The following is a 25,233-nucleotide window of genomic DNA, read 5'->3' as shown; positions in this document are numbered from 1 at the left end:
GTTGCAGGCTGCGGATAACGCGGAGGTGATTGGGGGATTACAATTTTGTTAGATCCCGGAAGTCAGGTCAGAGCCGCAAGGTGGTCGATCGTTTGTGGAAAACGCTCGACCAGTCGAATGAGTGTCGTCGCTTGGGCATTTGGCGTTGCTCGACCTTGTTCCCAGTTTTCGAGGGTTCGAGTGTTGGTTCGCAGGTACATGGCGAAAACTGACCGGGAGAGGTTGAGTTGCTGGCGGATCGCAACAACTTCCTCGGCAGTGATCGGCAATAGTTTTGGTAACTGGACTTTGTGGGTGCGAAGGGTGACCTTGCCCTGGCGCTCGTCGGCCAAAGCCTCAAGGCCCTCCATCAGTTCGGAAAAAATGTCACGTTTCATATTTGGGTTCTCGTGTTGATTTCTGTATCCAGAGCCTGTTTGAAGACTCTTTTCTGGGAAGGCAACAGATCGTCTTGCTCGTTTTTGCTGTACACGGTGAACAGCCAGAATTGGTCGAAACCAGACCACCAGTAATAAATCACTCGTAATCCGCTGCGCTTGCCTTTACCGCGTCGTTGGTCGCAGAAGCGAATTTTACGCAGCCCACCCGTTCCTTCGATGAGATCGCCCGCTTCGGGATTTTTCAGCAGCTCTAATTGAAAGCTGCGGAACAAATCATCATCCAGGTAATCGTCCCGGTGCTTCTGGAACGCGGGTAATTCGATAAAAAGAGCATCCATGTTCTGTACGTTACCTACGTATAGTTTTGTCCCGATGATCGAATTGGTCAAGGCCTCCAGGCCATCCTTTTCGCCCCCTTTTCAACGGTAGTCACCGATCGTAAAAACGCCTGTAGGACGAATCGACCAGTGTGGTGGGAGCATTCGACTGAATAGGGAGGAACCTTGCAATTGACGTGACCGAACAATCCGCAGCACTATCCAGCCATGAATGCCCAACATCGAATGACCATGATGTGCTCCTCTGTGACCGCTTCCGGCGGGCCATAAGGTCATGCATGTCTGGTAAATGACGTGTTACCCAAAGCCCCGCCAGAAATGGACGGGGCTTTTTAATTGCCCGTCCGCACATGGCTCAAGGAGAGAGAAATGTTCGAAATGAAAAGAGCCACCCCGGACGATGCCGGGATAGCGTTCGAGATTCGGCGACTGGCGATCTGGCATCAATGCATCGGTGCCTACAGCGAGCAGCAGATGCTCGACTGGACAAAAGGCTCGGCGGCAGACGGTTACGACACGCTCATGCAAAAGCAATTCTATCTGGGTTACGTTGAGGGTGAGCCTGTGGCAACCGGCATGCTCGATCTGGAGCATCGCGAAATCGGCGCCATCTTCATCCATCCGGATTTCATTCAGCGCGGTCTGGGCAAGCGAGTGCTGCACTTTCTTGAAGCGCTGGCACGGAGTCTGGGGCTGGCAGAGGTTTGTCTGGATGCGACCTTGAATGCCGCTGATTTCTACAGGCGCTGCGGTTACGTCGGGGAGGGGAGTGCGGTTTATCAATCGCCTTCAGGTCTTCAACTGGCCTGTGTGCCGATGCTGAAAAAACTGTGATGGCATAAACGCAAAAACGGCACCCGAAGGTGCCGTTTCTGTTTGTAGCCCATTCCAGCAGAGCAATCAGCCCGCCAGACCCGCCTGCTGAACCAGGGTCAGCAACGGTTGTGGGTAGACGCCGAGGAAGAACGCAACCAGGGCGATTGCCAGCAGCATCACGCCGCCGGCTTTCTGTTCCCAGTGCAGTTGGGCGTCGTGGCGGCGCAGGTTCGGTTCGATCAGGTACAGGGTGACCATCACGCGCAGGTAGTAGAACACGCCGATGGCGCTGCCCAGAACCAGCGAACCGACCAGCCACCATTGGTGCGACTCGACACCGGTAGCGATGATGTAGAACTTGCCGATGAAGCCTGCGGTCAGCGGGATACCGGCCAGGGACAGCATCATCACGGTCAGTACGGCGGTCAGGTACGGACGGCGCCAGAACAGGCCGCGGTACTCGTACAGCGCGTCTGCGTCACGGCCGTTGTACGGCGAGGACATCAGGGTGATCACGCCGAACGCGCCGAGGCTGGTGATCACGTAGGTGACCAGGTACACGCCGATGGCTTCCACCGCCAGACCCTTGCTCGCCACCAGTGCGATCAGCAAGTAGCCGAAGTGCGCGATGGACGAGTAACCGAGCAGACGCTTGAGGTTGCTCTGGGTCAGGGCCAGCAGGTTACCGAACAGGATCGAGGCGATGGCGATGATGGTCAGTACGTTGCTCAGTACGCCACTGCTGGCGGCAGGGGAGATCTGGAACAGACGAACCATTACCGCGAACACAGCCACTTTCGACGCGGTGGCGAGGAACGCGGCCACCGGTGCCGGAGCACCTTCGTACACGTCCGGCGTCCACAGGTGGAACGGTACCAGCGACAGTTTGAACGCCAGGCCGATCAGCATCATGCCCAGGCCCAGTTGCGCCAGCGAGCTCGGCAGGTTGGTGGTGGCCAGTGCCTGACCGATACCGACGAAGCTCAGGGAACCCGAGTCGGCGTACAGCAGCGCCATACCGAACAGCAGGAACGCGGAACCGGCGGCCGACAGCACCATGTACTTGATACCGGCTTCCAGCGAACGCTTGTTGAAGAAGGCGTAGGCCACCAGACCGTAGACCGGCACCGACAGCAGTTCCAGACCGATGAACAAGCCGGCCAGGTGCTGTGCGCTGACCAGAACCAGACCACCGGCGGCGGCCATCAGGATCAGCAGGTACAGTTCTTCACGGTTGCCCGGGTAACCCGAACCGCCATCGCCGAGGTAGGCGTGGGCGAGAGTTACGCAGGCGAGGGTGGCGACCAGGATCAGCGCCATGTACAGGCAGGCAAAGGTGTCGATCTGCAGCAATGGGGTCACGGCCAGAGGCGCGACTTTCAGTGCCGGCAGGATCGACAGCAAGGCCAGGTTCAGACCTGCCACCGAAATCAGGAAGGTCTGCGAGTGGTTGCGGCGCCAGGCGATTGCCAGCATCACCACGATAATGGTGAGGCTGGTGATCAACAGTGGCGCAAGCGCAATAAAGTGTTGAATCGTGAATTCCATAGCGCTCTTACCGGGCCGAAGCGAGTTGAGTGAAGGCGGTGCCGAGCCACTGCTGCACGCCATGCATCGTGGCGGCAGAGGTGTCGAGGAACGGTTGCGGGTAGACGCCGAGGTAAATCAGCAGTGCCGCAAGGCCCAGCACCATGATCAGTTCGCGACCGTCCATGCCGTGCAGGATCGAATCCGATTTGGACGGACCGAAGTAAGCGCGGTGGATCATGATCAGCGAGTAGACCGAACCGAACACCAGACCGGACGTGGCAATCGCGGTGATCCATGGAGCACTGGCGAAGGTACCGATCAGGATCAGGAACTCGCCGACGAAGTTACCGGTGCCCGGCAGACCCAACGAGGCGGCTGCGAAGAACAGGCTGATCGCCGGCAGGTAAGCGATACGCGACCACAGACCGCCCATCTCACGCATGTCACGAGTGTGCAGACGCTCGTACAGCTGACCGCTGAGGATAAACAGTGCCGCTGCCGACAGACCGTGAGCCAGCATCTGGATCACGGCGCCTTGCAGCGCCAGTTGGCTGCCGGAGTAGATGCCGATCAGTACGAAACCCATGTGGGAAACGGACGAGAAGGCGATCAGACGCTTGATGTCGGTTTGGGCGAACGCCAGGAACGCACCGTAGAAGATCCCGACCAGGCCCAGGGCCATGGCAAACGGCGCGAATTCGGCCGAGGCGTTCGGGAACAGCGGCAGGGCGAAACGCAGCAGACCGTAGGCCGCGGTTTTCAGCAAGATACCGGCGAGGTCGACGGAACCGGCGGTCGGTGCCTGGGCGTGAGCGTCAGGCAGCCAGGAGTGGAACGGAACCACTGGCAGCTTGACCGCGAAGGCGATGAAGAAGCCGAGCATCAGGATGTACTCGGTGGTCATCGACATCTTGGTCTTCAACAGATCGGCGTAGTTGAAGGTGATCACGCCGGTGCTGTTGTAGTTGACCAGTACCAGACCCAGGATCGCCACCAGCATGATCAGGCCGGAAGCCTGAGTGAAGATGAAGAACTTGGTCGCGGCGTAGATCCGGGTTTTCTTGCCGTCCGAAGAACTGTGACCCCAGAGCGCGATGAGGAAGTACATCGGCACCAGCATCATTTCCCAGAAGAAGAAGAACATGAACAGGTCGAGGGCGAGGAACACGCCGACAACGCCGCCCAGGATCCACATCAGGTTCAGGTGGAAGAAGCCAACGTGACGCTGGATCTCTTTCCACGAGCAGAGTACCGACAGGATACCCAGCAGACCGGTCAGCAGGATCATCAGCAGCGACAGGCCGTCGAGGGCCAGGTGCACGTTGATGCCGAAGCGCTGGATCCAGACGTGCTTGAACTCAAGCGCCCAGGTCGGATCGGCGCCAGGCGCCGGAGCAAATGAATAGTCACCGTGGGCCCACAGCCAGAGGCCGAGGGCGAGTTCCAGGGTCATGGTCAACAGCGCAATCCAGCGGGGGAGAGTAGCGCCGAAGCGCTCACCCATCCAGCACAGCAGGCCGCCGATGAAGGGGATCAGGATTAGCCAAGGCAGAATCATGACGGGCTCGTTTCCTTTCGCAAATTCGCAAGGTTCATATCAGACCGCTACCAGCACGACAGCGCCGATTACCAACACGGCACCAGCAGCCATCGAAGCAGCGTACCAACGCAGTTGACCGGTTTCGGTACGGCTCAGGGCAGTGTGACCACCCTTGGCCATGCGCGGGATCAGACCGATGGTCTGGTCGAGCGGGTCTTTGCGCAGCATGTGGCTGATCGCAAGGTACGGCTTCACGAACAGTTTGTCGTAGATCCAGTCGAAGCCCCAGGCAGCGAACCACCAGGCCGAAAGGAAACGGCCGATGCCGCTGTTGGCGATCGCAGTCACGAAGCGACGCTTGCCGAGGAACAGCAGGGCCGCCAGCAGGATACCGGCCAGGGCGATGGCGCCCGACGCGATTTCCAGACTGTGCTTGGCTTCGCCACCGGCATGGCCAACGCTCTCAGGCAGTACGCCGTGCAGCGGTGGAACGATCATGGCGCCGACGAAAGTCGACAGCACGATCAGCACCGACAGTGGCAGCCAGTGAGCGATGCCGTGACCGGCGTGAGCTTCGGTCTTGGCTTCACCGTGGAACGCGATGAAGATCAGGCGGAAGGTGTACAGCGAAGTCATGAATGCGCCGACCAGACCTGCGTACAGCAGACCGTGGTTGCCGCTGGCGAACGCTTCCCAGAGGATTTCGTCCTTGGAGTAGAAACCTGCGGTCACCAGCGGCAGGGCGGCCAGAGCGGCACCACCGACGATGAAGCTGGCGTAGGCCAGCGGCAGTTTCTTCCACAGGCCGCCCATCTTGAAGATGTTCTGCTCGTGGTGGCAGGCAACGATCACCGCACCGGAAGCAAGGAACAGCAGGGCCTTGAAGAAGGCGTGGGTCATCAGGTGGAAGATCGCGCCTTCCCAGGCGCCAACACCCAGCGCCAGGAACATGTAGCCGATCTGGCTCATGGTCGAGTAGGCGAGGATACGTTTGATGTCGGTTTGTACCAGTGCCGCGAAACCGGCCAGCACCAGGGTCACACCACCGACGATTCCCACGAGATGCAGGATGTCCGGCGCCAGGGCGAACAGACCGTGGGTACGGGCGATCAGGTAGACACCAGCAGTAACCATGGTTGCGGCGTGGATCAGTGCCGAAACCGGGGTAGGGCCGGCCATCGCGTCCGCAAGCCAGGTCTGCAGCGGCAGTTGAGCCGATTTACCGACCGCACCGCCCAGCAGCATCAGGGTCGCCAGCACGATCCAGAAATCGCCGACCTTGAAGTGCTCAGGCGCCTTCACCAGCAGTTCCTGGACGTTCAGCGTGCCCAGTTGCTGGAACAGGATGAACAGGCCGATCGCCATGAACACGTCGCCGATACGGGTGACGATGAAGGCTTTCAGTGCGGCGTTACCGTTGTTGCGGTTGCTGTAGTAGAAACCGATCAACAGGTACGAGCACAGGCCCACGCCTTCCCAACCGAAGTAGATGAACAGCAGGTTATCGCCCAGGACCAGGAACAGCATGCTGGCGATAAACAGGTTGGTGTAGGCGAAGAAACGCGAGTAACCGGCTTCACCGCGCATGTACCAGGAGGCGAACAGGTGGATCAGGAAGCCCACACCGACTACCACACCGAGCATGGTCACGGACAGACCATCCAGGTACAGGGCGAAGTTAGGCTGGAAGCCCTCGACGGACATCCACTTCCACAGCACATGAACGTACACGCCACCTTCCGGTGGAGCGACGTTGAATTGCCAGATCACGTAGGCCGCGACGATGGCAGACAGGCCGATGGAGCCGACACCGATTAGCGCCGACAGGTTTTCCGAGAGGCGGCCGCGGGAAAACGACAGCAACAGGAACCCGATCAGAGGGAATACGAAAGTCAGAAAGAGTAGGTTCATCCGCGCATCTCACTGGCAGCGTCGATATCGAGCGTGTGGAAGCGGCGATACAGTTGCAGCAGGATCGCCAGGCCAATACTGGCTTCGGCGGCTGCAAGGCTGATCACCAGGATGAACATGATCTGTCCATCCGGTTGCGCCCAGCGGGCACCCGCAACGATGAAGGCCAGTGCAGAGGCGTTCATCATCACTTCCAGACTCATCAACACGAACAAAATGTTGCGGCGGACCATCAGGCCGACCAGACCAAGGCAGAACAGGATGCCGGCAACGGCCAGACCATGTTCGAGAGGGATAGCAGGCATGTCTTACTCCTTCGCCTCGTTACGGCCCAAATGGAACGCCGTGACGGCTGCAGCGAGCAGCAGCATCGAGGCGAGTTCGACCACCAGCAGGTACGGACCGAAGAGGCTGATGCCCACGGCTTTTGCGTCCACGGTGGTGTGGCCGATGGCCTGACCGCTCTGGTGAGCGAACAGCACATACAGCAGTTCGGCCAGCAGCAGGGCGCCGAGAATCACCGGCCCTGCCCAGATACCGGGCTTGAGCCAGGTGCGTTCCTGCTGAACCGAGGCGGGGCCCAGGTTCAGCATCATCACCACGAACACGAACAGCACCATGATGGCGCCAGCGTAGGCGATCACTTCCAGCACACCGGCGAACGGAGCGCCGAGTGCGAAGAAGGTCATGGCCACGGCGATCAGCGAAATGATCAGGTAGAGCAGGGCGTGCACAGGATTGGTGTTGGTGACCACGCGCAGTGTGGACACAACAGCGATACCCGATGCGAAATAGAAAGCGAATTCCATCGTTCTTCCTTAAGGCAGCAAGCTCTTCACGTTGATCGGCTCGGCTTCGTTTTGTGCGGCGCCTTTCGGCTTACCGGCAACGGCCATACCTGCAACACGATAGAAGTTGTAATCAGGGTTTTTGCCGGGGCCGGAGATCAAAAGATCTTCTTTCTCGTACACCAGGTCCTGACGTTTGAACTCGGCCATCTCGAAATCCGGGGTCAGCTGGATCGCGGTGGTCGGGCAGGCTTCCTCGCAGAGACCGCAGAAAATGCAGCGCGAGAAGTTGATACGGAAGAAGTCCGGGTACCAGCGACCGTCTTCGGTTTCAGCTTTCTGCAGCGAGATGCAACCCACCGGGCAAGCCACGGCGCACAGGTTGCAGGCTACGCAGCGTTCTTCGCCATCGGGGTCGCGGGTCAGGACGATACGGCCACGGTAGCGTGGCGGCAGGTAGACCGGTTCTTCCGGGTATTGCAGGGTGTCGCGCTTGCGAAAGCCATGACCGAAGATCATGACCAGGCTGCGCAACTGGGTACCGGTACCCTTAATGATGTCGCCAATATATTTGAACATGGGTCAAATCCTCACTGAACCGCAACTGCAGGCGTGTTCCACAACACGATTGCAGCGGTCACCAGCAAATTGATCAGGGTCAGTGGCAGGCAGAATTTCCAGCTGAAGTCCATCACCTGGTCATAACGCGGACGCGGGATCGAAGCGCGCAGCAGGATGAACAGCATGATGAAGAACGCGGTCTTCAGTGCGAACCAGACGAAGGACAGTTGCGGCAGGATGCCGAACGGACCGTGCCAGCCACCGAAGAACAGGGTGACCAACAGCGCCGAGATCAGGATGATGCCGATGTATTCACCGACGAAGAACATGCCCCATTTCATACCGGCGTATTCAATGTGGTAACCGTCGGCCAGTTCCTGTTCCGCTTCCGGCTGGTCGAACGGGTGACGGTGAGTCACAGCCACGCCAGCGATGAAGAAGGTACAGAAGCCGAAGAACTGCGGAATGATGAACCACAGGTTCTGCGCCTGGTACTCGACGATGTCGCGCATGTTGAACGAGCCGACCTGCACCACGATGCCCATCAGGGCCAGGCCCATGAACACTTCGTAGGACACGGTCTGCGCCGAGGCACGCAAGCTGCCGAGGAGGGCGAACTTGTTGTTACTCGACCAGCCGGCGAACAGCACCGCGTAGACCGACAGACCGGCCATGGCGAAGAAGAACAGCAGGCCGATGTTCAGATCCGCCACGCCCCAGGTCGGGGTGATCGGGATGATCGCGAAAGCGATCAACAGGGCGGACATGGCCACGACCGGTGCCAGGGTGAAGATCACCTTGTCGGCAAACGGCGGGGTCCAGTCTTCCTTGAAGAACATCTTCAGCATGTCGGCAGCGATCTGGAACATGCCGAACGGGCCAACGCGGTTCGGACCGTAACGGTCCTGCCACCAGCCCAGCAGGCGACGTTCGACAAAGCTGAGCAACGCACCCGCGACCACCACGGCCAGCAGGATGACGATGGCTTTGATGACCGTCAGGATCACATCGATCACTTCAGGGGTGAACCAGGTCATTGCGCTGCCTCCTGCAGACCATCAACGGTTTGGCCGAAAATCGCCGGCGGAATGCCTGCCAGACCGGCCGGCAGTGCAACCAGGCCGGCGCCCAGCTCTTCATTGATGCGCAGCGGCAGACGCAGGGTCTGGCCGGCAACATTGAGGCTCAGCAGTGCACCGTCGTTGACGCCCAGGCGATCCGCTTCGGATTTGGCCAGGCCAACGTAGGCGGCCGGGATACGTTCCTGGACCGGGGCGGCTTTCGACGAGTTCTCGTCGCTGCCGAACAGGTGGTAGAACGGCACGGCTTGCCAGGTGCCCTGGGCCGGGTTGAACGCGCGCGGAACGCTGGCGAACCAGTTCAGCGAATCACCGGTGCTTTCGATCAGGCGGGTGCCCGGATCGCCAGCGCGCAGGTGACCACCGACTTCGTCCTGGAACTTGTTCCAGGCTTGCGGCGAGTTCCAGCCTGGCGACCAGGCGAAAGGAACCTGCTGACGCGGTTCGACGGAGCCCGAGTAACCTTCCATCGAGAAGGCGAACGCGGTGTCCTTGTCTTGCGGGGTGCGTGGTTCGTGAACGCTGATGTCGGCGCGCATCGCGGTGCGACCGGAATAACGCAGCGGTTCACGCGCCAGTTTCAGACCCTTGATGCGGAACGAGGCGGACGGTGCGGCGTCGACGATACGCGCCAGCTGCGTGGTGCTCGAAGCAACGGCAGCGGTCACGTGGTCGAGTTGCGTCCAGTCGATCGGCTGGTTCAGCAGGGTGGCGCGCAGGGCGTGCAGCCAGCGCCAGCCTTCGTGGACCAGAATGCTCGAGTCCATGTATTGCGGGTCGAAAACCTGGAAGAAGCGCTGGGCGCGGCCTTCCTGGCTGACCAAAGTACCGTCGCCTTCAGCGAAGCTGGCGGCTGGCAGAACCAGATGCGCGCGGTCGCTGGTGGCCGTCTTCTGATGGTCGGCAACGATCACTACTTTCGCAGCGTTCAGTGCAGCATCGACCTTGGCTTTGGTGGTGCGGGTGTACAGATCGTTTTCCAGCACGACGATGGCGTCGGCCTTGCCGTCGATGACCGCTTGCAGGGCAGCATCAACCGATTCGCCACCGAGCATGGCCAGACCGAGGCTGTTGGCTTCCGGCACGATCAGGCTGATCGAACCGTTCTTCTCGCGCAGCTTCAGGGCCTTGGCGATGTTCGCAGCAGCTTCGATCAAGGCTTTGGAGCCCAGCGAAGTACCGGCGATGATCAGCGGACGCTTGGCTTTGATCAGGGCGTCGGCGATGCGCTTGGCCAGTTCCAGGGCTTCGGCGTCCAGACCTTCGACGGCAGGTGCGCTGGCGTCCAGGGCGTGAGCCACGGCGAAACCGATGCGGGCCAGATCGTCTGGAGCGGCGTGTACACACTCTTCGGCGATATCGTCGAGCTTGGTTTCAGCCAGGCTGGCGATGAACAGCGGGTTCAGCTCGTGCTGACCGATGTTCTTCACGGCGGCGTCGAGCCAAGGCTGAACGCGCATGGCTTCGGCCATGTCTTCGGCCTTGCCTTTTACCGACTGACGCAGGGCCAGGGCCATACGGGCGGCGGTCTGGGTCAGGTCTTCACCGAGGACGAACACGGCGTCGTGGTCTTCGATGTCGCGCATGTTCGGCACTGGCAACGGGCTGTCTTTCAGCACTTGCAGGACCAGACGGATGCGTTCCAGTTCGGAGGCTTCGATACCGGAGTAGAAGTGCTCGGCGCCCACCAGCTCACGCAACGCGTAGTTGCTTTCGAGGCTGGCACGCGGCGAACCGATACCGACGATGTTGCGACCGCGCAGCAGGTCGGCGGCTTTATCCAGCGCAGCATCCAGTCCAAGCTTGGTGCCGTCGGCCAGCAGCGGCTGACGTGGACGGTCGGTGCGGTTGACGTAGCCATAACCGAAACGGCCACGGTCGCACAGGAAGTACTGGTTCACCGAACCGTTGTAACGGTTTTCGATGCGACGCAGTTCGCCGTAACGCTCGCCCGGGGAAATGTTGCAACCGCTGGAGCAGCCATGGCAGATGCTCGGCGAGAACTGCATGTCCCATTTACGGTTGTAGCGCTCGGAGTGAGTCTTGTCGGTGAACACACCGGTCGGGCAGACCTCGGTGAGGTTGCCGGAGAACTCGCTTTCCAGCGTGCCGTCTTCAACGCGACCGAAGTACACGTTGTCGTGGGCGCCGAATACACCGAGGTCGGTGCCGCCGGCGTAGTCCTTGTAGAAACGCACGCAGCGGTAGCAGGCGATGCAGCGGTTCATTTCGTGGGAAATGAACGGGCCCAGTTGCTGGTTCTGGTGGGTGCGTTTGGTGAAGCGATAACGGCGCTCGTTGTGGCCGGTCATCACGGTCATGTCTTGCAGGTGGCAGTGACCGCCTTCCTCGCACACAGGGCAGTCGTGCGGGTGGTTGGTCATCAGCCATTCAACAACACTGGCGCGGAACGCCTTGGATTCTTCATCGTCGATGGAGATCCAGGTGTTGTCGGTGGCAGGCGTCATGCAGGACATGACGATGCGACCACGGGTGTCGTTCTCGTCGGTGTACTGCTTGACCGCGCACTGGCGGCAGGCCCCGACGCTACCAAGCGCGGGGTGCCAGCAGAAATAAGGGATGTCGAGGCCCAGCGACAGACATGCCTGTAACAGGTTGTCTGCCCCGTCGACTTCGAGCGCTTTGCCGTCTACGTGGATAGTGGCCATGGTTCAAAGGTCTTCGTTGGCCCGGTGTCAGCGGGCGTGGCTAATGGAATCTTGTTATCCGTCCGAATCCAGTCAGCCCCGAAAGGCGTCATCGGACGAAAGGCGAAGGGCACGGACCCTTCGCCTTTTTAAGCGTTTACGCGCCGACTACGATCGGCTTTGCCAGAGGCGGGACGGCGGCGCTTGCGGGCGCGATACCGGCTTCGAACTCTGGACGGAAGTATTTGATGGCACTGCCCAACGGTTCCACGGCACCCGGTGCGTGAGCACAGAAGGTCTTGCCCGGTCCGAGGAAGTTGACCAGACCCAGCAGGGTCTCGATGTCGCCTGGCTGGCCGCGGCCTTGTTCGATGGCCATCAGCAGCTTGACGCTCCATGGCAGGCCATCACGGCAAGGGGTGCAGAAACCACAGGATTCGCGAGCGAAGAACTGCTCCATGTTGCGCAGCAGGGACACCATGTTGACGCTGTCGTCCACCGCCATGGCCAGGCCGGTACCCATACGGGTGCCCACCTTGGCGATGCCGCCGGCGTACATTTGTGCGTCGAGGTGTTCCGGCAACAGGAAACCGGTACCGGCGCCGCCTGGCTGCCAGGCCTTGAGCTTGTAACCGTCGCGCATGCCGCCGGCGTAGTCTTCGAACAGCTCGCGACCGGTCACGCCGAATGGCAGTTCCCACAGGCCAGGGTTCTTGACCTTGCCAGAGAAGCCCATGAGCTTGGTGCCCATGTCTTCGCTGCCGTCGCGGGCCAACGATTTGTACCAGTCAACGCCGTCGGCAATGATCGCCGGCACGTTGCACAGGGTTTCAACGTTGTTCACGCAGGTCGGCTTGCCCCAGACGCCAACGGCGGCAGGGAAGGGCGGCTTGGAGCGCGGGTTGGCGCGGCGGCCTTCGAGGGAGTTGATCAGTGCGGTTTCTTCACCGCAGATGTAACGCCCGGCACCGGTGTGGACGAACAGCTCGAAATCGAAGCCGCTGCCCAGGATGTTCTTGCCCAGCAGGCCCGCTGCCTTGGCTTCTTCCACGGCACGGTTCAGGTGCTTGGCGGCGGTGGTGTACTCGCCGCGCAGGAAGATGTAGCCCCGGTAGGTTTTCAGCGCGCGGGCGCTGATCAGCATGCCTTCGATCAGCAGATGGGGCAGTTGCTCCATCAGCATGCGGTCTTTCCAGGTGTTCGGCTCCATTTCATCCGCGTTGCACAGCAGGTAGCGGATGTTGATGGATTCGTCCTTTGGCATCAGGCCCCACTTCACGCCAGTGGGGAAGCCTGCACCGCCGCGACCCTTGAGGCCGGCGTCTTTCACGGTCTGGACGATGGCGTCCTGATCCATGTCGGCAAAGGCTTTGCGTGCCGCCGCGTAACCATTCTTGGCCTGGTACTCGTCGAGCCATACGGCTTCGCCGTCGTCGCGCAGGCGCCAGGTCAGCGGGTGAGTCTCGGCCGAACGCTGGATGCGGTTGGCAGGACCGAAAGAGGTCAGGGTCATACGTAGCCCTCGAGCAGTTTGGCGACGCCGGCAGGCTGGACATCGCCAAAGGTGTCGTCATCGATCATCAGCGCCGGTGCCTTGTCGCAGTTGCCGAGGCAGCAGACCGGCAGCAGGGTGAAGCGACCGTCGGCGGTGGTCTGGCCCAGGCCGATACCCAGGTTGTTCTGGATTTCGCTGACGACCGACTCGTGGCCGCCGATGTAGCAGACCATGCTGTCGCAGACGCGAATGATGTGACGGCCGACCGGTTGGCGGAAGATCTGGCTGTAGAACGTGGCCACGCCTTCAACGTCGCTGGCCGGGATGCCGAGGATCTCGCCGATGGCGTACAGAGCGCCGTCCGGCACCCAGCCGCGTTCTTTCTGAACGATCTTCAGGGCTTCGATCGACGCCGCGCGCGGGTCTTCGTAGTGATGCAGCTCGTGCTCGATGGCCGAGCGCTCGGTTTCACTCAAGGTGAAACGGTCTGTCTGGATAAGCGTGCTGTTCATGCTTAGCGGTCCACGTCGGCCATAACGAAATCGATACTACCCAGGTACGCAATCATGTCCGCGACCATGCTGCCTTTGATCACCGAAGGGATCTGTTGCAGATGCGGGAAGCTTGGAGTGCGGATCCGGGTACGGTAGCTCATGGTGCCGCCGTCGCTCGTCAGGTAATAACTGTTGATGCCCTTGGTCGCTTCGATCATCTGGAAGGATTCGTTGGCCGGCATGACCGGGCCCCACGAAACCTGCAGGAAGTGCGTGATCAAGGTTTCGATGTGTTGCAGCGTGCGCTCTTTCGGCGGCGGCGTGGTCAGCGGGTGATCCGCCTTGTACGGGCCTTCCGGCATGTTGCGCATGCACTGGTCGATGATCTTGATGCTCTGGCGCATCTCTTCGACGCGAACCATGCAGCGGTCGTAGGCGTCGCCGTTGGCGGCCAGCGGTACTTCGAACTCGAAGTTTTCGTAGCCGGAGTATGGACGCGCTTTACGCAGGTCGAAGTCGCAACCGGTGGAACGCAGGCCGGCACCGGTGACGCCCCATTCCAGGGCCTCTTTGGTGTTGTACTGGGCAACGCCGATGGTACGACCCTTGAGGATGCTGTTCTGCAGGGCAGCCTTGGTGTATTCGTCGAGGCGCTTTGGCAGCCATTCAACGAAGTCTTTCACCAGTTTTTCCCAGCCGCGTGGCAGGTCGTGGGCGACGCCGCCGATGCGGTACCAGGCCGGGTGCAGACGGAAACCGGTGATGGCTTCGATCACCGTGTACGCCTTCTGGCGGTCGGTGAAGGTGAAGAACACCGGAGTCATGGCGCCGACGTCCTGGATGTAGGTACCCAGGAACAGCAGGTGGCTGGTGATACGGAAGAACTCGGCCATCATGATGCGGATGACGTCGACCTTCTCGGGCACCTTGATGCCGGCCAGCTTCTCGACCGAGAGCACGTACGGCAGGTTGTTCATCACGCCGCCGAGGTAGTCGATACGGTCGGTGTACGGAATGAAGCTGTGCCAGGACTGACGCTCGGCCATCTTCTCGGCACCACGGTGGTGGTAACCGATGTCCGGAACGCAGTCGACGATCTCTTCACCGTCCAGCTGCAGGATGATGCGGAAGGCACCGTGAGCCGAAGGGTGGTTCGGACCCAGGTTGAGGAACATGTAGTCCTCGTTCGGGCCGGAACGCTTCATGCCCCAGTCTTCAGGACGGAAACGCGCGGCTTCTTCCTCAAGCTGTTGCTTGGCCAGGTTCAGGCTGTACGGATCGAATTCCGTGGCGCGCGCCGGGAAGTCCTTGCGCAGCGGGTGACCTTCCCAGGTCGGCGGCATCATGATGCGCGACAGGTGAGGGTGACCTTTGAAGTCGATACCGAACATGTCCCAGACTTCACGCTCGTACCAGTTGGCGTTCGGCCAGATGCTGGTGACGGTCGGCAAGCTGAGGTCGCTCTCGGACAAGGCGACCTTGATCATCACGTCACTATTACGTTCCAGCGACATGAGGTGATAGAACACGGTGAACTCGGCGTCGCTCGGCAGGCCTTGACGCTTGGTGCGCAGACGCTCGTCCACGCCGTGCAGGTCATAGAGCATGACGTACGGCTTGGGCAGGTTGCGCAGGAAGGTCAGGACTTCGACGAGCTTGGCACGCGCCACCCACAGCACCGGCATGCCGGTGCGGGTCGGCTGGGCGGTGAACGCCTCGGGGCCAAAACGATTGTTCAGTTCGACGACCACATCCTGGTCGTCTGCCTTATAAGGCGGGATGTACAGAGCACTGCCTGTAGTCATGGTTATTTTTTCGCTTTCGGTCAACGTAAAGAATGAAGCCAGCTTCTCGTTTCTTTGAAACAGATCTGGATCAGACTTCGTCAGGGCTGCGCAGGTTGGTGACTGCGATTCGCTGTTCGCGGCGCTGTTCCTTCTGCGAAGGCATGTCGGCGCGATAAACGCCTTGATCGCCAACGACCCAGGAAAGTGGGCGACGCTCCTGTCCAATGGATTCCTGCAACAGCATCAAGCCTTGCAGAAATGCTTCCGGACGGGGCGGGCAGCCAGGTACGTAGACGTCAACGGGCAGGAACTTGTCCACCCCTTGAACCACGGAGTAGATGTCGTACATGCCACCGGAGTTGGCGCACGAACCCATCGAGATCACCCATTTGGGCTCGAGCATCTGCTCGTACAGACGCTGAATGATCGGCGCCATCTTGATGAAGCACGTACCGGCGATAACCATGAAGTCGGCCTGACGCGGTGATGCCCGGATAACTTCGGCGCCGAAGCGCGCGATGTCGTGGGGCGCCGTGAAGGCCGTGGTCATTTCCACGTAGCAGCACGAAAGACCGAAGTTGTACGGCCACAGGGAGTTCTTACGTCCCCAGTTGACCGCGCCACTCAGCACGTCTTCCAGCTTGCCCATGAAAATGTTTTTGTGGACTTGATCTTCTAACGGATCGGAAACGGTTTCCCGTTCGCCAATCGGATACTGCTCGTTAGGAGCATCGGGGTCGATTCTGGTGAGATTGTATTGCATTGCCAAAGCCTCATTGTTTCAGCTTCGCCTGCCGCTTGCGACGAGCTTCCGGAGCCCAGTCAAGGGCGCCCACTCGGAACAGGTAGACAAGACCTGCCAACAGAATTGCTATGAAAACGAGAGCTTCGACGAATCCGGTCCAGCCGCTTTCGCGGACGGACACAGACCATGCAAAGAGAAAGAGGGCTTCGATATCGAAGATCACGAACAGCATCGCGACCAGATAGAATTTGGCTGAGAGCCGCAAGCGGGCGCCACCGGTAGGTAGCATGCCGGACTCGAACGGTTCGTTTTTGCTGCGGCCCCAGGCTTTTGACCCGAGGAGGCTGGAGACGCCGAGCATGAAGGCACACAGGCCGACTACACCCAGAAGGAAAATGGCAAAGCCCCAGTTGTGGGCCATGAGTCCTGTCGCTTCGGGCATGCTGGTAATCCTTAACAGAGAGCAAAGGTCTCTGAGCTTGATAAAGAAATAAGGCAGTGACGATATGTCGCAGCAATCAATCGCGCTGATTTTATGGCTAAACACCCTGCAAGTAAAATTCCTATAGCGAAATTATTTATTGGAATAAGGACATAGCGCACCTCGATGGCCCCGCAGCCCATGCGTTGCGGGCATTAGCCGGGATTTCACGAATTATGTTTTGTAGGAAATGTAACGAACATAGTTGCCGCTAAATGATAATTAATATCGTTTGGAGTGGTTTTGTAACTGTTTAGCGATTGGGCAGTTGGGAAGTTGTCTTATATCCGCGTTACTGCAAGTAGCGGCGGCGCACGTTTTAACCGATTTTTGTGACCTGGATAGCGCTCTGGATCAATGTTTTGTCTCGCAGGTTGTGCTGTCCTCGAGGTGCTCCGAAAGCCGCAGGCAAAAAAACGCCCCGAACCAGTCGGGGCGTCAGTCTTTCGGCAATGCGGTTAGCTTTCTACACGGTCCGCAAAGGCCGTTTACTCAGGCGAAGTCGATCAGTGGAACTGTTCTTCTTCGGTCGAACCGGTCAGCGCGGTCACCGAGGACGTGCCGCCCTGGATCACGGTGGTCATGTCGTCGAAGTAGCCAGTGCCCACTTCCTGCTGGTGAGCCACGAAGGTGTAACCCTTGGCGGCGTCAGCGAATTCCTGCTCTTGCAGCTTCACGTAGGCAGTCATGTCGTTGCGGGCGTAGTCGTGCGCCAGGTTGAACATGCTGTGCCACATGTTGTGAATGCCGGCCAGGGTGATGAACTGGTGCTTGTAACCCATGGCGGACAGTTCGCGCTGGAACTTGGCGATGGTCGCGTCGTCCAGGTTTTTCTTCCAGTTGAAGGAAGGCGAGCAGTTGTACGACAGGATCTGGTCCGGGTATTCCTTCTTGATCGCTTCAGCGAAGCGGCGGGCTTCGTCCAGATCCGGCTTGGCGGTTTCGCACCAGATCAGGTCGGCGTACGGCGCGTAGGCCAGGCCGCGGGCGATTGCCTGGTCCAGACCTGCACGAACCTTGTAGAAACCTTCCTGAGTGCGGGTGCCGGTTACGAACGGTTGGTCGTACGGGTCGCAGTCGGAAGTCAGCAGGTCGGCAGCGTTGGCGTCGGTACGGGCCAGGATGATGGTCGGTACGCCGGCAACATCGGCAGCCAGACGAGCAGCGGTCAGCTTCTGTACGGCTTCCTGGGTAGGAACCAGCACCTTGCCGCCCATGTGGCCGCATTTCTTCACGGAAGCCAGTTGGTCTTCGAAGTGAACGCCGGCGGCGCCTGCTTCGATCATGCTCTTCATCAGCTCGTAGGCGTTCAGTACGCCGCCGAAACCGGCTTCAGCGTCAGCCACGATTGGTGCGAAGTAGTCGATGTAGCCTTCGTCGCCCGGGTTCTTGCCGGCTTTCCACTGGATCTGGTCGGCACGACGGAACGAGTTGTTGATGCGCTTGACCACGGTTGGAACCGAGTCCACCGGGTACAGCGACTGGTCCGGGTACATCGATTCGGCGGAGTTGTTGTCCGCAGCGACTTGCCAGCCCGACAGGTAGATCGCCTGGATACCGGCTTTAACCTGCTGCACAGCCTGGCCGCCGGTCAGGGCGCCCATGCAGTTGACGAAATCTTTCTCTGGGCGGAAGGACGGCTTGGCACCCTGGGTGACCAGGTTCCACAGTTTTTCGGCGCCCATTTTTGCAAAGGTGTGCTCTGGTTGAACCGAGCCACGCAGACGGACGACGTCAGCAGCGGAGTAATTGCGAGTCACGCCTTTCCAGCGCGGGTTTTCAGCCCAGTCTTTTTCAAGGGCTGCAATTTGCTGTTCGCGTGTCAGTGCCATGGAGATAAACCTCGTCGCGTCTTTATGAAAAGTTGTTCTGCGGTGGAAAATTCCTTGCGCTCGCTGACCAGAAGCTTAGGTGGTCAGGTCGGGTTCGGCGGGGCAGGCGACGGGATGAACGATGGGCTCGAGGGGAAGTGAGCAGGTAAAGGCGAACTGGCGGGCGCATTCGGGCGTCGTGGGCCTTTATGCGAACTACAGTGTAAAGCCGGGTTACCTAATTACGCTTCCGTCCCTCGGGACAACTTCGTTCCAGTCGGCAACCTCGTCAAACACACCTTGTGGGCGGTACAGACACGAAACGGCTCGCGGGGATGGGTGCGAGCATCGCTTCGAAGGCCCTTGCCAGGGCCTCTGATTAGCGGGAGCGAGGCCATCATGCCTTCGCTTTTTTGGCTCGTCAAACGTTTTGTAGTGCTTTTTTTCAAGCACTACATCTTTCGTCTAATACGACTAATCAGTCAGTTTTTGGTGCTTTAGTCCAACGTGTCGACTTTTACCCGCAACGTCATGTCATCCCGGCCTTGAGTCGAGTAGCTGCGGGCCAGACCCTGTTTGTCGGCCTGAGTCTCGCGGTTCACGCCGGCGAGGGTGATCCATTCGCCCAGGCGTCCGGTGACGGTTGTGTCGGTGCTCTGCACGTTCACTACATCGGGACGTTCCTGGCTCATGCGGTCACGGTTGGTACTGATTGCCAGGTGAACGGTGTCGCCGGTGACGCTGGCGGTGACGTAGAAGCCCTGAGTGACGTTGCGATACTGGGTCTGGCTGCTGTAATCGCCGTAGGAATTGGTCTGGCTGCTGGTGATCGGCACGCTCTGGCCGACCTGGATCAGGGCGGGCGCGCCTTCGCTGGCCTGAATCTGCTGGATGCCGCCGTCGCGGCTGGACGTGCTGTAGTTGATGATCCTGGTTTGCTGGTCGCCGGTGTTCTGTTGGTTGTTTTCGTTGGTGTCGACGGTGATCAGCAGGCGTTTGGGCTCGGTGTCCAGTTGGGTCAGCAGGGCCTTGAGGGCCTGAATCTTGTCCGGTTCGGCCTTGACGATCAGTTGGTTGCCATAGGCGCTGACCTGGCCGTCCTTGCCGATGAAGTCCTGGGCCACCGGCAGCATGTCGGCACTGGTGTGGTACTTGAGGGGCACGATTTCTGTGGCTGCCATCACCGAAAAACTGCAGCCGAGCAGCAGGGTGGTGAGCAGGGTGCGTAGGGACATGTCCGTTATCTCCGCTTTCGAAAGGCTTGATATTGCCAGTTTGTCGGCCCGGGGTGGGGCAAGTTGAATCGTAGACAGCAAAACGCCCCGGCATCATGAGATGGCGGGGCGTTTTGAGGTGTACATCAAGCGTTATGCCGAATGACGAACCATGTCGACATGCGGAATCCCGGCTTCCAGGAATTCCTCGCTGACCAGGTTGAAACCCAGGCGTTCATAGAACGCCGTGGCCTGCACCTGCGCGCTAAGCATCTGCTGCTTCAGTCCGCGAGCTTCGGCTTCGGCGATGACCGCTTGCATCAGCGCGTCACCGACTTTCAGCCCGCGCCAGTCCTTGAGCACCGAAACCCGGCCGATGTGCCCGTCGGGCAGCAGGCGGGCGGTGCCGATCGGAAAATCACCTTCGAAGGCCAGGAAATGCACCGCCGTGGCGTCATCGGCGTCCCACTCAAGCTCGGGCGGAACCGATTGTTCGGCAATGAACACCGTTTCGCGAATGCGGCGGATCTCGGCGTTGTCCTTTTGCCAGTCTGCAACACGTACGCGAATCTTATTCATCGTCGGCGAACCCCAGGCTCCCTTGCTTGACCAGTTCGCACAGCAGGCCGCGACCGTCTTCGTCGCTCAGCCAGTCACCGAGGTTGTCGGTGTGCAGAGCGTCGGCGGAGCAGATCAGCTTCAGCAGTTCGCGCAACTTGCCCGGCAGGTAACGGCTCTGGCCGCTGGCGAACAGCAGCAGATCGTCATCGACTTCCGACCATGCCAGGCGCGCGCTCGGGTTGCGGATCAGGATGGCGCCGTCTTCAAGTGCACTGAGGAAGTCTTCTTCTTCGACTTCTTCCGGGCCGACCACCAGCTCCGGATAACGCGGCTCGGTCATGTACTGGCCGAACCAGGTCAGCAGCAGGCGTTCGTCGCTCATGTGCTCGGCGAGCAGCGCTTTCAGGCGGCCGAGTGCATCGTGCTGGATCTGGTGTGGATCGCTGACCGGCTTCGCATCGGCGTCGGTGTAGCGCTCTTCGTCAGTCAGGAACTGGCTGAGGAAGTCGGTGAAGTGGGTCAGCACTTCAGCGGCGCTCGGTGCGCGGAAACCGACCGAGTAGGTCATGCAGTCATCAACGGCAACGCCGCAGTGAGCCAGGCGCGGCGGCAGGTAGAGCATGTCGCCCGGTTCCAGGACCCACTCTTCGGTCTCGTGGAATTCGGCGAGGATGCGCAGGTCCGCATGTTGCAGCAGTGGGCTTTCGGAGTCGCACATCTGGCCGATTTTCCAGTTGCGCTTGCCGTGGCCTTGCAGCAGGAACACGTCGTAGTTATCGAAGTGCGGGCCGACGCTGCCACCCGGGGCGGCGAAGCTGATCATCACGTCGTCGACACGCCAGCTTGGCAGGAAACGGAAGTTTTCCAGCAGTTCGCTGACTTCCGGCACGAACTGATCGACAGCCTGCACCAGCAGGGTCCACTCGCGTTCCGGCAGTTTGCTGAATTCGTCTTCGGCGAACGGGCCGCGGCGCAGTTCCCAAGGGCGCTCGCCGTGTTCGATCACCAGGCGCGATTCGACTTCTTCTTCCAGGGCCAGGCCGGCGAGTTCGTCGGCGTCGATCGGGCTTTCGAAATCAGGAATCGCCTGACGGATCAGCAGTGGCTTTTTCTGCCAGTAGTCGCGCATGAACTCGCGCGCCGTGAGACCACCCAGAAGTTGAAGAGGAATATCGGGATTCATATGTAACCTATTGAAAAAAAGCATTTTTCAGACGGGAATAAAAACGCCCGGCGCGGCCGGGCGTCTCAAACGGGTCAAGCAGTCGATCAGATGCGTTTGGCTTGCGCTACAGCGTTGCCGATGTAGTTGGCCGGGGTCAGTTGCTTGAGCTCGGCTTTCGCAGCGGCCGGCATGTCCAGGCCATCGATGAAAGTCTGCAGCGCTTCAGGGCTGATGCCCTTGCCACGAGTCAGTTCTTTCAGCTTCTCGTACGGGTTTTCGATGTTGTAGCGGCGCATTACGGTCTGGATCGGCTCGGCCAGGACTTCCCAGCAAGCGTCCAGATCGGCAGCAATCTTGTCAGCGTTCAGCTCGAGCTTGCTGATGCCTTTGAGGCTCGCTTCGTACGCGATCACGCTGTGGGCGAAGCCGACACCGAGGTTACGCAGAACGGTGGAGTCGGTCAGGTCGCGCTGCCAGCGGGAGATCGGCAGCTTGCTCGCCAGGTGCTGGAACAGCGCGTTGGCGATGCCCAGGTTGCCTTCGGAGTTTTCGAAGTCGATCGGGTTGACCTTGTGCGGCATGGTCGACGAACCGATTTCGCCAGCGATGGTGCGCTGTTTGAAGTAACCCAGGGAGATGTAGCCCCAGATGTCACGGTCGAAGTCGATCAGGATGGTGTTGAAGCGCGCAATGGCGTCGAACAGCTCGGCGATGTAGTCGTGCGGCTCGATCTGCGTGGTGTACGGGTTGAAGCCCAGACCCAGTTCGTCTTCGATGAAGGCGCGGGCGTTGGCTTCCCAGTCGATCTGCGGGTAGGCCGACAGGTGAGCGTTGTAGTTGCCGACAGCGCCGTTGATCTTGCCCAGCAGCGGAACGGCAGCGACCTGAGCGATCTGACGCTCGAGACGGTAAACCACGTTCGCCAGCTCTTTGCCCAAGGTGGTCGGCGAAGCCGGTTGACCGTGGGTGCGCGACAGCATTGGCACGTCGGCGAAGCGGATGGCCAGCTCGCGGATGGCGTTGGCGGTCTGGCGCATCAGCGGCAGCATCACGTCGTCACGGCCTTCGCGCAGCATCAGGGCGTGGGACAGGTTGTTGATGTCCTCGCTGGTGCAGGCGAAGTGGATGAACTCGCTGACCTTGGCCAGTTCCGGCAGCTTGGCCGCCTGCTCCTTGAGCAGGTATTCGATCGCTTTTACGTCGTGGTTGGTGGTGCGCTCGATCTCTTTCACGCGCTCGGCGTGCTCCAGCGAGAAGTTTTCGGCCAGTTCGTTCAGAACGGCATTGGCTTCGGCGGAGAAGGCTGGCACTTCCGGGATACCGGCGTGAGCGGCCAGGCGCTGGAGCCAGCGCACTTCAACCAGAACACGGGCACGGATCAGACCGTACTCGCTGAAAATTGGGCGCAGGGCCTGGGTTTTGCCGGCGTAGCGGCCGTCAACAGGGGAAACCGCAGTGAGCGAAGAGAGCTGCATGGGGTGTTCTCGGACAGTCGGGCAACGAAATGGGGCGCGTATCATACATGAAAAAATCCGCCGGTCCGTCGCCAACTGACCGGCGTATTACGCGTTACTGACTCAAAACGGTGTTGCGGGCGCGGTTCAGCTGCTGCGCATCAGCGGGTAAAGCTCTTTGAGCAACTTGCGACGGCTGATCACCAACTGCCAGCGATGACCACCCAGCTGACGCCACAGGCGTGCCGAGCGGATGCCGGCGAGCAGCAGGGCGCGGATCTTCGAGGCGTTGCTCGGCTGCTGCAGGTTACGCATGTCGCCGTGCACCTGGATGCGTTGACGCAAGGTGCTCAGAGTGTCCTGGTACAACGCGCCGCACGCGGCGATCACGTTTTCGTGGGCCGGGCCGAAATGCTCGACCTGCGACTGGATCTGCGGCAGACGCTTGCCGATCACGTCGAGCATGTCGTTGCGCTTGGCCAGTTGCCGCTCAAGGCCGAGCATCGATAAAGCGTAGCGCAACGGCTCGCGCTGCAAGGTGCTCGGGTCGCGTTCGAGGGCGCCGATCAATGCGCGGTAACCGTCGCGCAGGTTGATATCGTCGCCGCCGTACACGTCCAGCGTGTCTTTCGGGTCGCGAACCAGCAGGCTGCCGAGCATGCAGCTCAGACCGGCCTCGTTGGTCTGGCCGGTCTTGGCGATCCGGTCGACCAGCACGGCGGCGAGAAACACACCGCCCAGAGCCGTCAGTTGCTCCTGAGTCGGGCTCATGCCTGGCCGCTCCACGGCTCGGCGACTTCAATCACGCCGCCACCGAGGCAGATTTCTCCGTCGTAGAACACCACCGACTGGCCCGGCGTGACCGCGCGTTGCGGCTCGTCGAACACCGCGCGATAGCCGGTCTCGGTTTTTTCCAGTGTGCAGGCCTGATCGCTCTGGCGATAACGAACCTTGGCGGTCAGGCGCAGCGGCTGGCTCAAATCGATCGGGTTGACCCAATAGATTTCCGAAGCGAGCAGGGCGCTGGAGAACAGCCACGGATGGTTGTTGCCCTGGCCGACGATCAGCTCGTTGGTGTCCAGATCCTTGCGCAGCACGTACCACGGCTCGTCACCAGCGTCTTTCAGACCGCCGATGCCCAGGCCCTGGCGCTGGCCGATGGTGTGGTACATCAAGCCGTGGTGACGGCCAATGACTTCGCCTTCGGTGGTCTTGATCTCGCCCGGTTGTGCCGGCAGGTATTGCTTGAGGAAATCGCTGAAACGACGCTCACCGATGAAGCAGATCCCGGTGGAATCCTTCTTCTTGGCGGTCGCCAGTTCGTATTTCTCGGCAATTGCACGGACTTCCGGTTTTTCCAGCTCACCGACCGGGAACAGGGTCTTGGCGATCTGTTCGCCGCCGACGGCGTGCAGGAAGTAGCTCTGATCCTTGTTCGGGTCCAGGCCCTTGAGCAGTTCGGTGCGGCCATCGATGTCGCGGCGGCGCACATAGTGGCCGGTGGCGATCAGGTCGGCGCCGAGCATCATGGCGTAGTCGAGGAACGCCTTGAACTTGATCTCGCGGTTGCACAGGATGTCCGGATTCGGCGTGCGGCCGGCCTTGTATTCGGCCAGGAAGTGCTCGAACACGTTGTCCCAGTACTCGGCGGCGAAGTTGGCGGTGTGCAGCTTGATACCGATCTTGTCGCACACAGCCTGAGCATCCGCCAGGTCGTCCATGGCGGTGCAGTATTCCGTTCCGTCGTCTTCTTCCCAGTTCTTCATGAACAGGCCTTCCACCTCATAACCCTGCTCGATCAGCAGGAGAGCGGAAACGGAAGAGTCCACGCCGCCGGACATGCCGACAATGACGCGCTTCTTGGATGTGTCAGAAGGGGCTGGATCACGCATAGGGATTCAATGAGTGTCTTGAAAAAGGACGCGATTCTATCAGGCTCACGGCCTCAAGGCTAAAGGGAAGGGCGGATCAGTTCGAGGCCGAAGCGATTGCCGGCCAGATAATCATCGATGCAGCGGATAATCAGCTCGCTGCGCCAGTGATCGCGCTGGGCCAATAATTCGTCGCGGGTCAGCCACTTGGCGCCGACGATACCGTCGTCCAGCTGATAATCCGGGTGGTGTTTCACGGCTTTGGCGCTGAAGCACACGCGCTGGTAAGTCACGCCGTTGCTGGGTGCGGTGTACAGATAAATGCCGATCACGCTGGTGGGTTCGACGTCCCAGCCGGTTTCTTCGAGGGTTTCGCGCACGGCGGCTTCGATCAGGGTTTCGTCCGGATCCAGATGACCGGCGGGCTGATTGAGCACGTTACGGCCAGCCTTGTGTTCCTCGACCATCAGGAAGCGACCGTTGTCCTCGACGATGGTGGCGACGGTGATGTGGGGGAGCCATTGCATGAATTGAATCTCCTGGGCGGAAGGCGGAAACACAAAC

At 60.1% G+C, this 25,233-nt stretch carries 24 protein-coding genes; 1 reads left to right on the top strand and 23 read right to left on the bottom strand.

Features of this window, described 5'->3' with window-relative positions; translation table 11 throughout:
• Positions 1–62: 62 nt before the first annotated feature.
• Positions 63–377, bottom strand: coding sequence for a helix-turn-helix domain-containing protein (locus tag IF199_RS19105; RefSeq protein ID WP_007951468.1), 315 nt, complete (start codon positions 375–377; stop codon positions 63–65).
• Positions 374–718, bottom strand: coding sequence for a toxin (locus IF199_RS19100; protein WP_096822369.1), 345 nt, complete (start codon positions 716–718; stop codon positions 374–376). The genes IF199_RS19105 and IF199_RS19100 overlap by 4 nt, the downstream gene beginning before the upstream one ends.
• A gap of 369 nt (positions 719–1,087) precedes the next feature.
• Between IF199_RS19100 and IF199_RS19095 the strand changes: the two genes are divergently transcribed.
• On the top strand, positions 1,088–1,552 hold the full coding sequence (locus IF199_RS19095) for a GNAT family N-acetyltransferase (protein ID WP_192558403.1): 465 nt from the start codon (positions 1,088–1,090) through the stop codon (positions 1,550–1,552).
• A gap of 66 nt (positions 1,553–1,618) precedes the next feature.
• Here the strand turns inward: IF199_RS19095 and nuoN are convergent, their stop codons facing one another.
• The 21 genes from nuoN to IF199_RS18990 form a co-directional block, all read right to left on the bottom strand.
• Positions 1,619–3,082, bottom strand: a complete 1,464-nt coding sequence (nuoN, locus tag IF199_RS19090; RefSeq protein ID WP_102622478.1) for an NADH-quinone oxidoreductase subunit NuoN — start codon at positions 3,080–3,082, stop codon at positions 1,619–1,621.
• A gap of 7 nt (positions 3,083–3,089) precedes the next feature.
• On the bottom strand, positions 3,090–4,622 hold the full coding sequence (nuoM, locus tag IF199_RS19085) for an NADH-quinone oxidoreductase subunit M (protein WP_096822265.1): 1,533 nt from the start codon (positions 4,620–4,622) through the stop codon (positions 3,090–3,092).
• Between the two features lie 39 nt (positions 4,623–4,661).
• A complete protein-coding gene (gene nuoL / locus IF199_RS19080; RefSeq protein ID WP_102622477.1) occupies positions 4,662–6,515 on the bottom strand; it encodes an NADH-quinone oxidoreductase subunit L in 1,854 nt (617 codons plus the stop codon).
• Positions 6,512–6,820, bottom strand: coding sequence for an NADH-quinone oxidoreductase subunit NuoK (gene nuoK, locus IF199_RS19075; RefSeq protein ID WP_003180046.1), 309 nt, complete (start codon positions 6,818–6,820; stop codon positions 6,512–6,514). Before nuoK ends, nuoL begins: the two co-directional genes overlap by 4 nt.
• 3 nt (positions 6,821–6,823) lie before the next feature.
• Entirely contained in the window at positions 6,824–7,324 is a 501-nt protein-coding gene (gene nuoJ, locus IF199_RS19070) for an NADH-quinone oxidoreductase subunit J (protein ID WP_096822263.1), read from the bottom strand.
• Between the two features lie 9 nt (positions 7,325–7,333).
• Positions 7,334–7,882, bottom strand: coding sequence for an NADH-quinone oxidoreductase subunit NuoI (gene nuoI / locus IF199_RS19065; RefSeq protein WP_085712394.1), 549 nt, complete (start codon positions 7,880–7,882; stop codon positions 7,334–7,336).
• 11 nt (positions 7,883–7,893) lie between these two features.
• Entirely contained in the window at positions 7,894–8,901 is a 1,008-nt protein-coding gene (gene nuoH, locus IF199_RS19060) for an NADH-quinone oxidoreductase subunit NuoH (protein WP_007951460.1), read from the bottom strand.
• Positions 8,898–11,612, bottom strand: coding sequence for an NADH-quinone oxidoreductase subunit NuoG (gene nuoG, locus IF199_RS19055; protein WP_192558402.1), 2,715 nt, complete (start codon positions 11,610–11,612; stop codon positions 8,898–8,900). Before nuoG ends, nuoH begins: the two co-directional genes overlap by 4 nt.
• A 136-nt stretch (positions 11,613–11,748) precedes the next feature.
• Positions 11,749–13,104, bottom strand: coding sequence for an NADH-quinone oxidoreductase subunit NuoF (gene nuoF, locus IF199_RS19050; RefSeq protein ID WP_064380702.1), 1,356 nt, complete (start codon positions 13,102–13,104; stop codon positions 11,749–11,751).
• Positions 13,101–13,598: an NADH-quinone oxidoreductase subunit NuoE gene (nuoE, locus tag IF199_RS19045; RefSeq protein ID WP_003223804.1), complete on the bottom strand. Its 498-nt coding sequence runs from the start codon at positions 13,596–13,598 to the stop codon at positions 13,101–13,103. Before nuoE ends, nuoF begins: the two co-directional genes overlap by 4 nt.
• A 2-nt stretch (positions 13,599–13,600) precedes the next feature.
• On the bottom strand, positions 13,601–15,385 hold the full coding sequence (gene nuoC / locus IF199_RS19040) for an NADH-quinone oxidoreductase subunit C/D (protein ID WP_016987416.1): 1,785 nt from the start codon (positions 15,383–15,385) through the stop codon (positions 13,601–13,603).
• A gap of 70 nt (positions 15,386–15,455) precedes the next feature.
• A complete protein-coding gene (locus tag IF199_RS19035) occupies positions 15,456–16,130 on the bottom strand; it encodes a NuoB/complex I 20 kDa subunit family protein (protein ID WP_003223809.1) in 675 nt (224 codons plus the stop codon).
• 10 nt (positions 16,131–16,140) lie between these two features.
• A complete protein-coding gene (locus tag IF199_RS19030) occupies positions 16,141–16,554 on the bottom strand; it encodes an NADH-quinone oxidoreductase subunit A (RefSeq protein WP_003223812.1) in 414 nt (137 codons plus the stop codon).
• Between the two features lie 545 nt (positions 16,555–17,099).
• Positions 17,100–18,425, bottom strand: coding sequence for an isocitrate lyase (gene aceA / locus IF199_RS19025; protein WP_011334956.1), 1,326 nt, complete (start codon positions 18,423–18,425; stop codon positions 17,100–17,102).
• A 476-nt stretch (positions 18,426–18,901) separates the two neighbouring features.
• Positions 18,902–19,639 (bottom strand): secretin N-terminal domain-containing protein, encoded by a 738-nt coding sequence (locus tag IF199_RS19020; protein ID WP_096822260.1) that lies wholly within the window; start codon positions 19,637–19,639, stop codon positions 18,902–18,904.
• A gap of 132 nt (positions 19,640–19,771) precedes the next feature.
• Positions 19,772–20,197 carry a GNAT family N-acetyltransferase gene (locus IF199_RS19015; RefSeq protein ID WP_085712389.1) on the bottom strand — a complete coding sequence of 142 codons (426 nt, stop codon included), beginning with the start codon at positions 20,195–20,197 and terminating at the stop codon, positions 19,772–19,774.
• On the bottom strand, positions 20,190–21,362 hold the full coding sequence (locus IF199_RS19010) for a ribosomal protein uL16 3-hydroxylase (RefSeq protein ID WP_096822258.1): 1,173 nt from the start codon (positions 21,360–21,362) through the stop codon (positions 20,190–20,192). Before IF199_RS19010 ends, IF199_RS19015 begins: the two co-directional genes overlap by 8 nt.
• A gap of 86 nt (positions 21,363–21,448) precedes the next feature.
• Complete coding sequence (gene purB / locus IF199_RS19005) at positions 21,449–22,819, bottom strand: adenylosuccinate lyase (RefSeq protein ID WP_039767413.1); 1,371 nt, start codon at positions 22,817–22,819, stop codon at positions 21,449–21,451.
• 126 nt (positions 22,820–22,945) lie between these two features.
• Positions 22,946–23,569: a high frequency lysogenization protein HflD gene (gene hflD / locus IF199_RS19000; protein ID WP_096822257.1), complete on the bottom strand. Its 624-nt coding sequence runs from the start codon at positions 23,567–23,569 to the stop codon at positions 22,946–22,948.
• Positions 23,566–24,690 carry a tRNA 2-thiouridine(34) synthase MnmA gene (mnmA, locus tag IF199_RS18995; RefSeq protein WP_074688946.1) on the bottom strand — a complete coding sequence of 375 codons (1,125 nt, stop codon included), beginning with the start codon at positions 24,688–24,690 and terminating at the stop codon, positions 23,566–23,568. The genes hflD and mnmA overlap by 4 nt, the downstream gene beginning before the upstream one ends.
• A 59-nt stretch (positions 24,691–24,749) precedes the next feature.
• A complete protein-coding gene (locus IF199_RS18990) occupies positions 24,750–25,196 on the bottom strand; it encodes an NUDIX hydrolase (protein ID WP_096822256.1) in 447 nt (148 codons plus the stop codon).
• Between the last annotated feature and the right edge of the window lie 37 nt (positions 25,197–25,233).

The organism is Pseudomonas allokribbensis (assembly GCF_014863605.1).
GTDB classification, from domain to species: Bacteria; Pseudomonadota; Gammaproteobacteria; order Pseudomonadales; family Pseudomonadaceae; genus Aquipseudomonas; species Aquipseudomonas allokribbensis.
Note: the sequence above shows the minus strand (reverse complement) of the source record. Positions and strands in the feature narration are given on the sequence as shown.

What these genes read in the sequence shown, in the direction of transcription:
- IF199_RS19105 (WP_007951468.1), bottom strand. Translation starts at nt 377, where the DNA reads ATGAAACGTGACATTTTTTCCGAACTGATGGAGGGCCTTGAGGCTTTG.
- IF199_RS19100 (WP_096822369.1), bottom strand. Translation starts at nt 718, where the DNA reads ATGGATGCTCTTTTTATCGAATTACCCGCGTTCCAGAAGCACCGGGAC.
- IF199_RS19095 (WP_192558403.1), top strand. Translation starts at nt 1,088, where the DNA reads ATGTTCGAAATGAAAAGAGCCACCCCGGACGATGCCGGGATAGCGTTC.
- nuoN (WP_102622478.1), bottom strand. Translation starts at nt 3,082, where the DNA reads ATGGAATTCACGATTCAACACTTTATTGCGCTTGCGCCACTGTTGATC.
- nuoM (WP_096822265.1), bottom strand. Translation starts at nt 4,622, where the DNA reads ATGATTCTGCCTTGGCTAATCCTGATCCCCTTCATCGGCGGCCTGCTG.
- nuoL (WP_102622477.1), bottom strand. Translation starts at nt 6,515, where the DNA reads ATGAACCTACTCTTTCTGACTTTCGTATTCCCTCTGATCGGGTTCCTG.
- nuoK (WP_003180046.1), bottom strand. Translation starts at nt 6,820, where the DNA reads ATGCCTGCTATCCCTCTCGAACATGGTCTGGCCGTTGCCGGCATCCTG.
- nuoJ (WP_096822263.1), bottom strand. Translation starts at nt 7,324, where the DNA reads ATGGAATTCGCTTTCTATTTCGCATCGGGTATCGCTGTTGTGTCCACA.
- nuoI (WP_085712394.1), bottom strand. Translation starts at nt 7,882, where the DNA reads ATGTTCAAATATATTGGCGACATCATTAAGGGTACCGGTACCCAGTTG.
- nuoH (WP_007951460.1), bottom strand. Translation starts at nt 8,901, where the DNA reads ATGACCTGGTTCACCCCTGAAGTGATCGATGTGATCCTGACGGTCATC.
- nuoG (WP_192558402.1), bottom strand. Translation starts at nt 11,612, where the DNA reads ATGGCCACTATCCACGTAGACGGCAAAGCGCTCGAAGTCGACGGGGCA.
- nuoF (WP_064380702.1), bottom strand. Translation starts at nt 13,104, where the DNA reads ATGACCCTGACCTCTTTCGGTCCTGCCAACCGCATCCAGCGTTCGGCC.
- nuoE (WP_003223804.1), bottom strand. Translation starts at nt 13,598, where the DNA reads ATGAACAGCACGCTTATCCAGACAGACCGTTTCACCTTGAGTGAAACC.
- nuoC (WP_016987416.1), bottom strand. Translation starts at nt 15,385, where the DNA reads ATGACTACAGGCAGTGCTCTGTACATCCCGCCTTATAAGGCAGACGAC.
- IF199_RS19035 (WP_003223809.1), bottom strand. Translation starts at nt 16,130, where the DNA reads ATGCAATACAATCTCACCAGAATCGACCCCGATGCTCCTAACGAGCAG.
- IF199_RS19030 (WP_003223812.1), bottom strand. Translation starts at nt 16,554, where the DNA reads ATGCCCGAAGCGACAGGACTCATGGCCCACAACTGGGGCTTTGCCATT.
- aceA (WP_011334956.1), bottom strand. Translation starts at nt 18,425, where the DNA reads ATGGCACTGACACGCGAACAGCAAATTGCAGCCCTTGAAAAAGACTGG.
- IF199_RS19020 (WP_096822260.1), bottom strand. Translation starts at nt 19,639, where the DNA reads ATGTCCCTACGCACCCTGCTCACCACCCTGCTGCTCGGCTGCAGTTTT.
- IF199_RS19015 (WP_085712389.1), bottom strand. Translation starts at nt 20,197, where the DNA reads ATGAATAAGATTCGCGTACGTGTTGCAGACTGGCAAAAGGACAACGCC.
- IF199_RS19010 (WP_096822258.1), bottom strand. Translation starts at nt 21,362, where the DNA reads ATGAATCCCGATATTCCTCTTCAACTTCTGGGTGGTCTCACGGCGCGC.
- purB (WP_039767413.1), bottom strand. Translation starts at nt 22,819, where the DNA reads ATGCAGCTCTCTTCGCTCACTGCGGTTTCCCCTGTTGACGGCCGCTAC.
- hflD (WP_096822257.1), bottom strand. Translation starts at nt 23,569, where the DNA reads ATGAGCCCGACTCAGGAGCAACTGACGGCTCTGGGCGGTGTGTTTCTC.
- mnmA (WP_074688946.1), bottom strand. Translation starts at nt 24,690, where the DNA reads ATGCGTGATCCAGCCCCTTCTGACACATCCAAGAAGCGCGTCATTGTC.
- IF199_RS18990 (WP_096822256.1), bottom strand. Translation starts at nt 25,196, where the DNA reads ATGCAATGGCTCCCCCACATCACCGTCGCCACCATCGTCGAGGACAAC.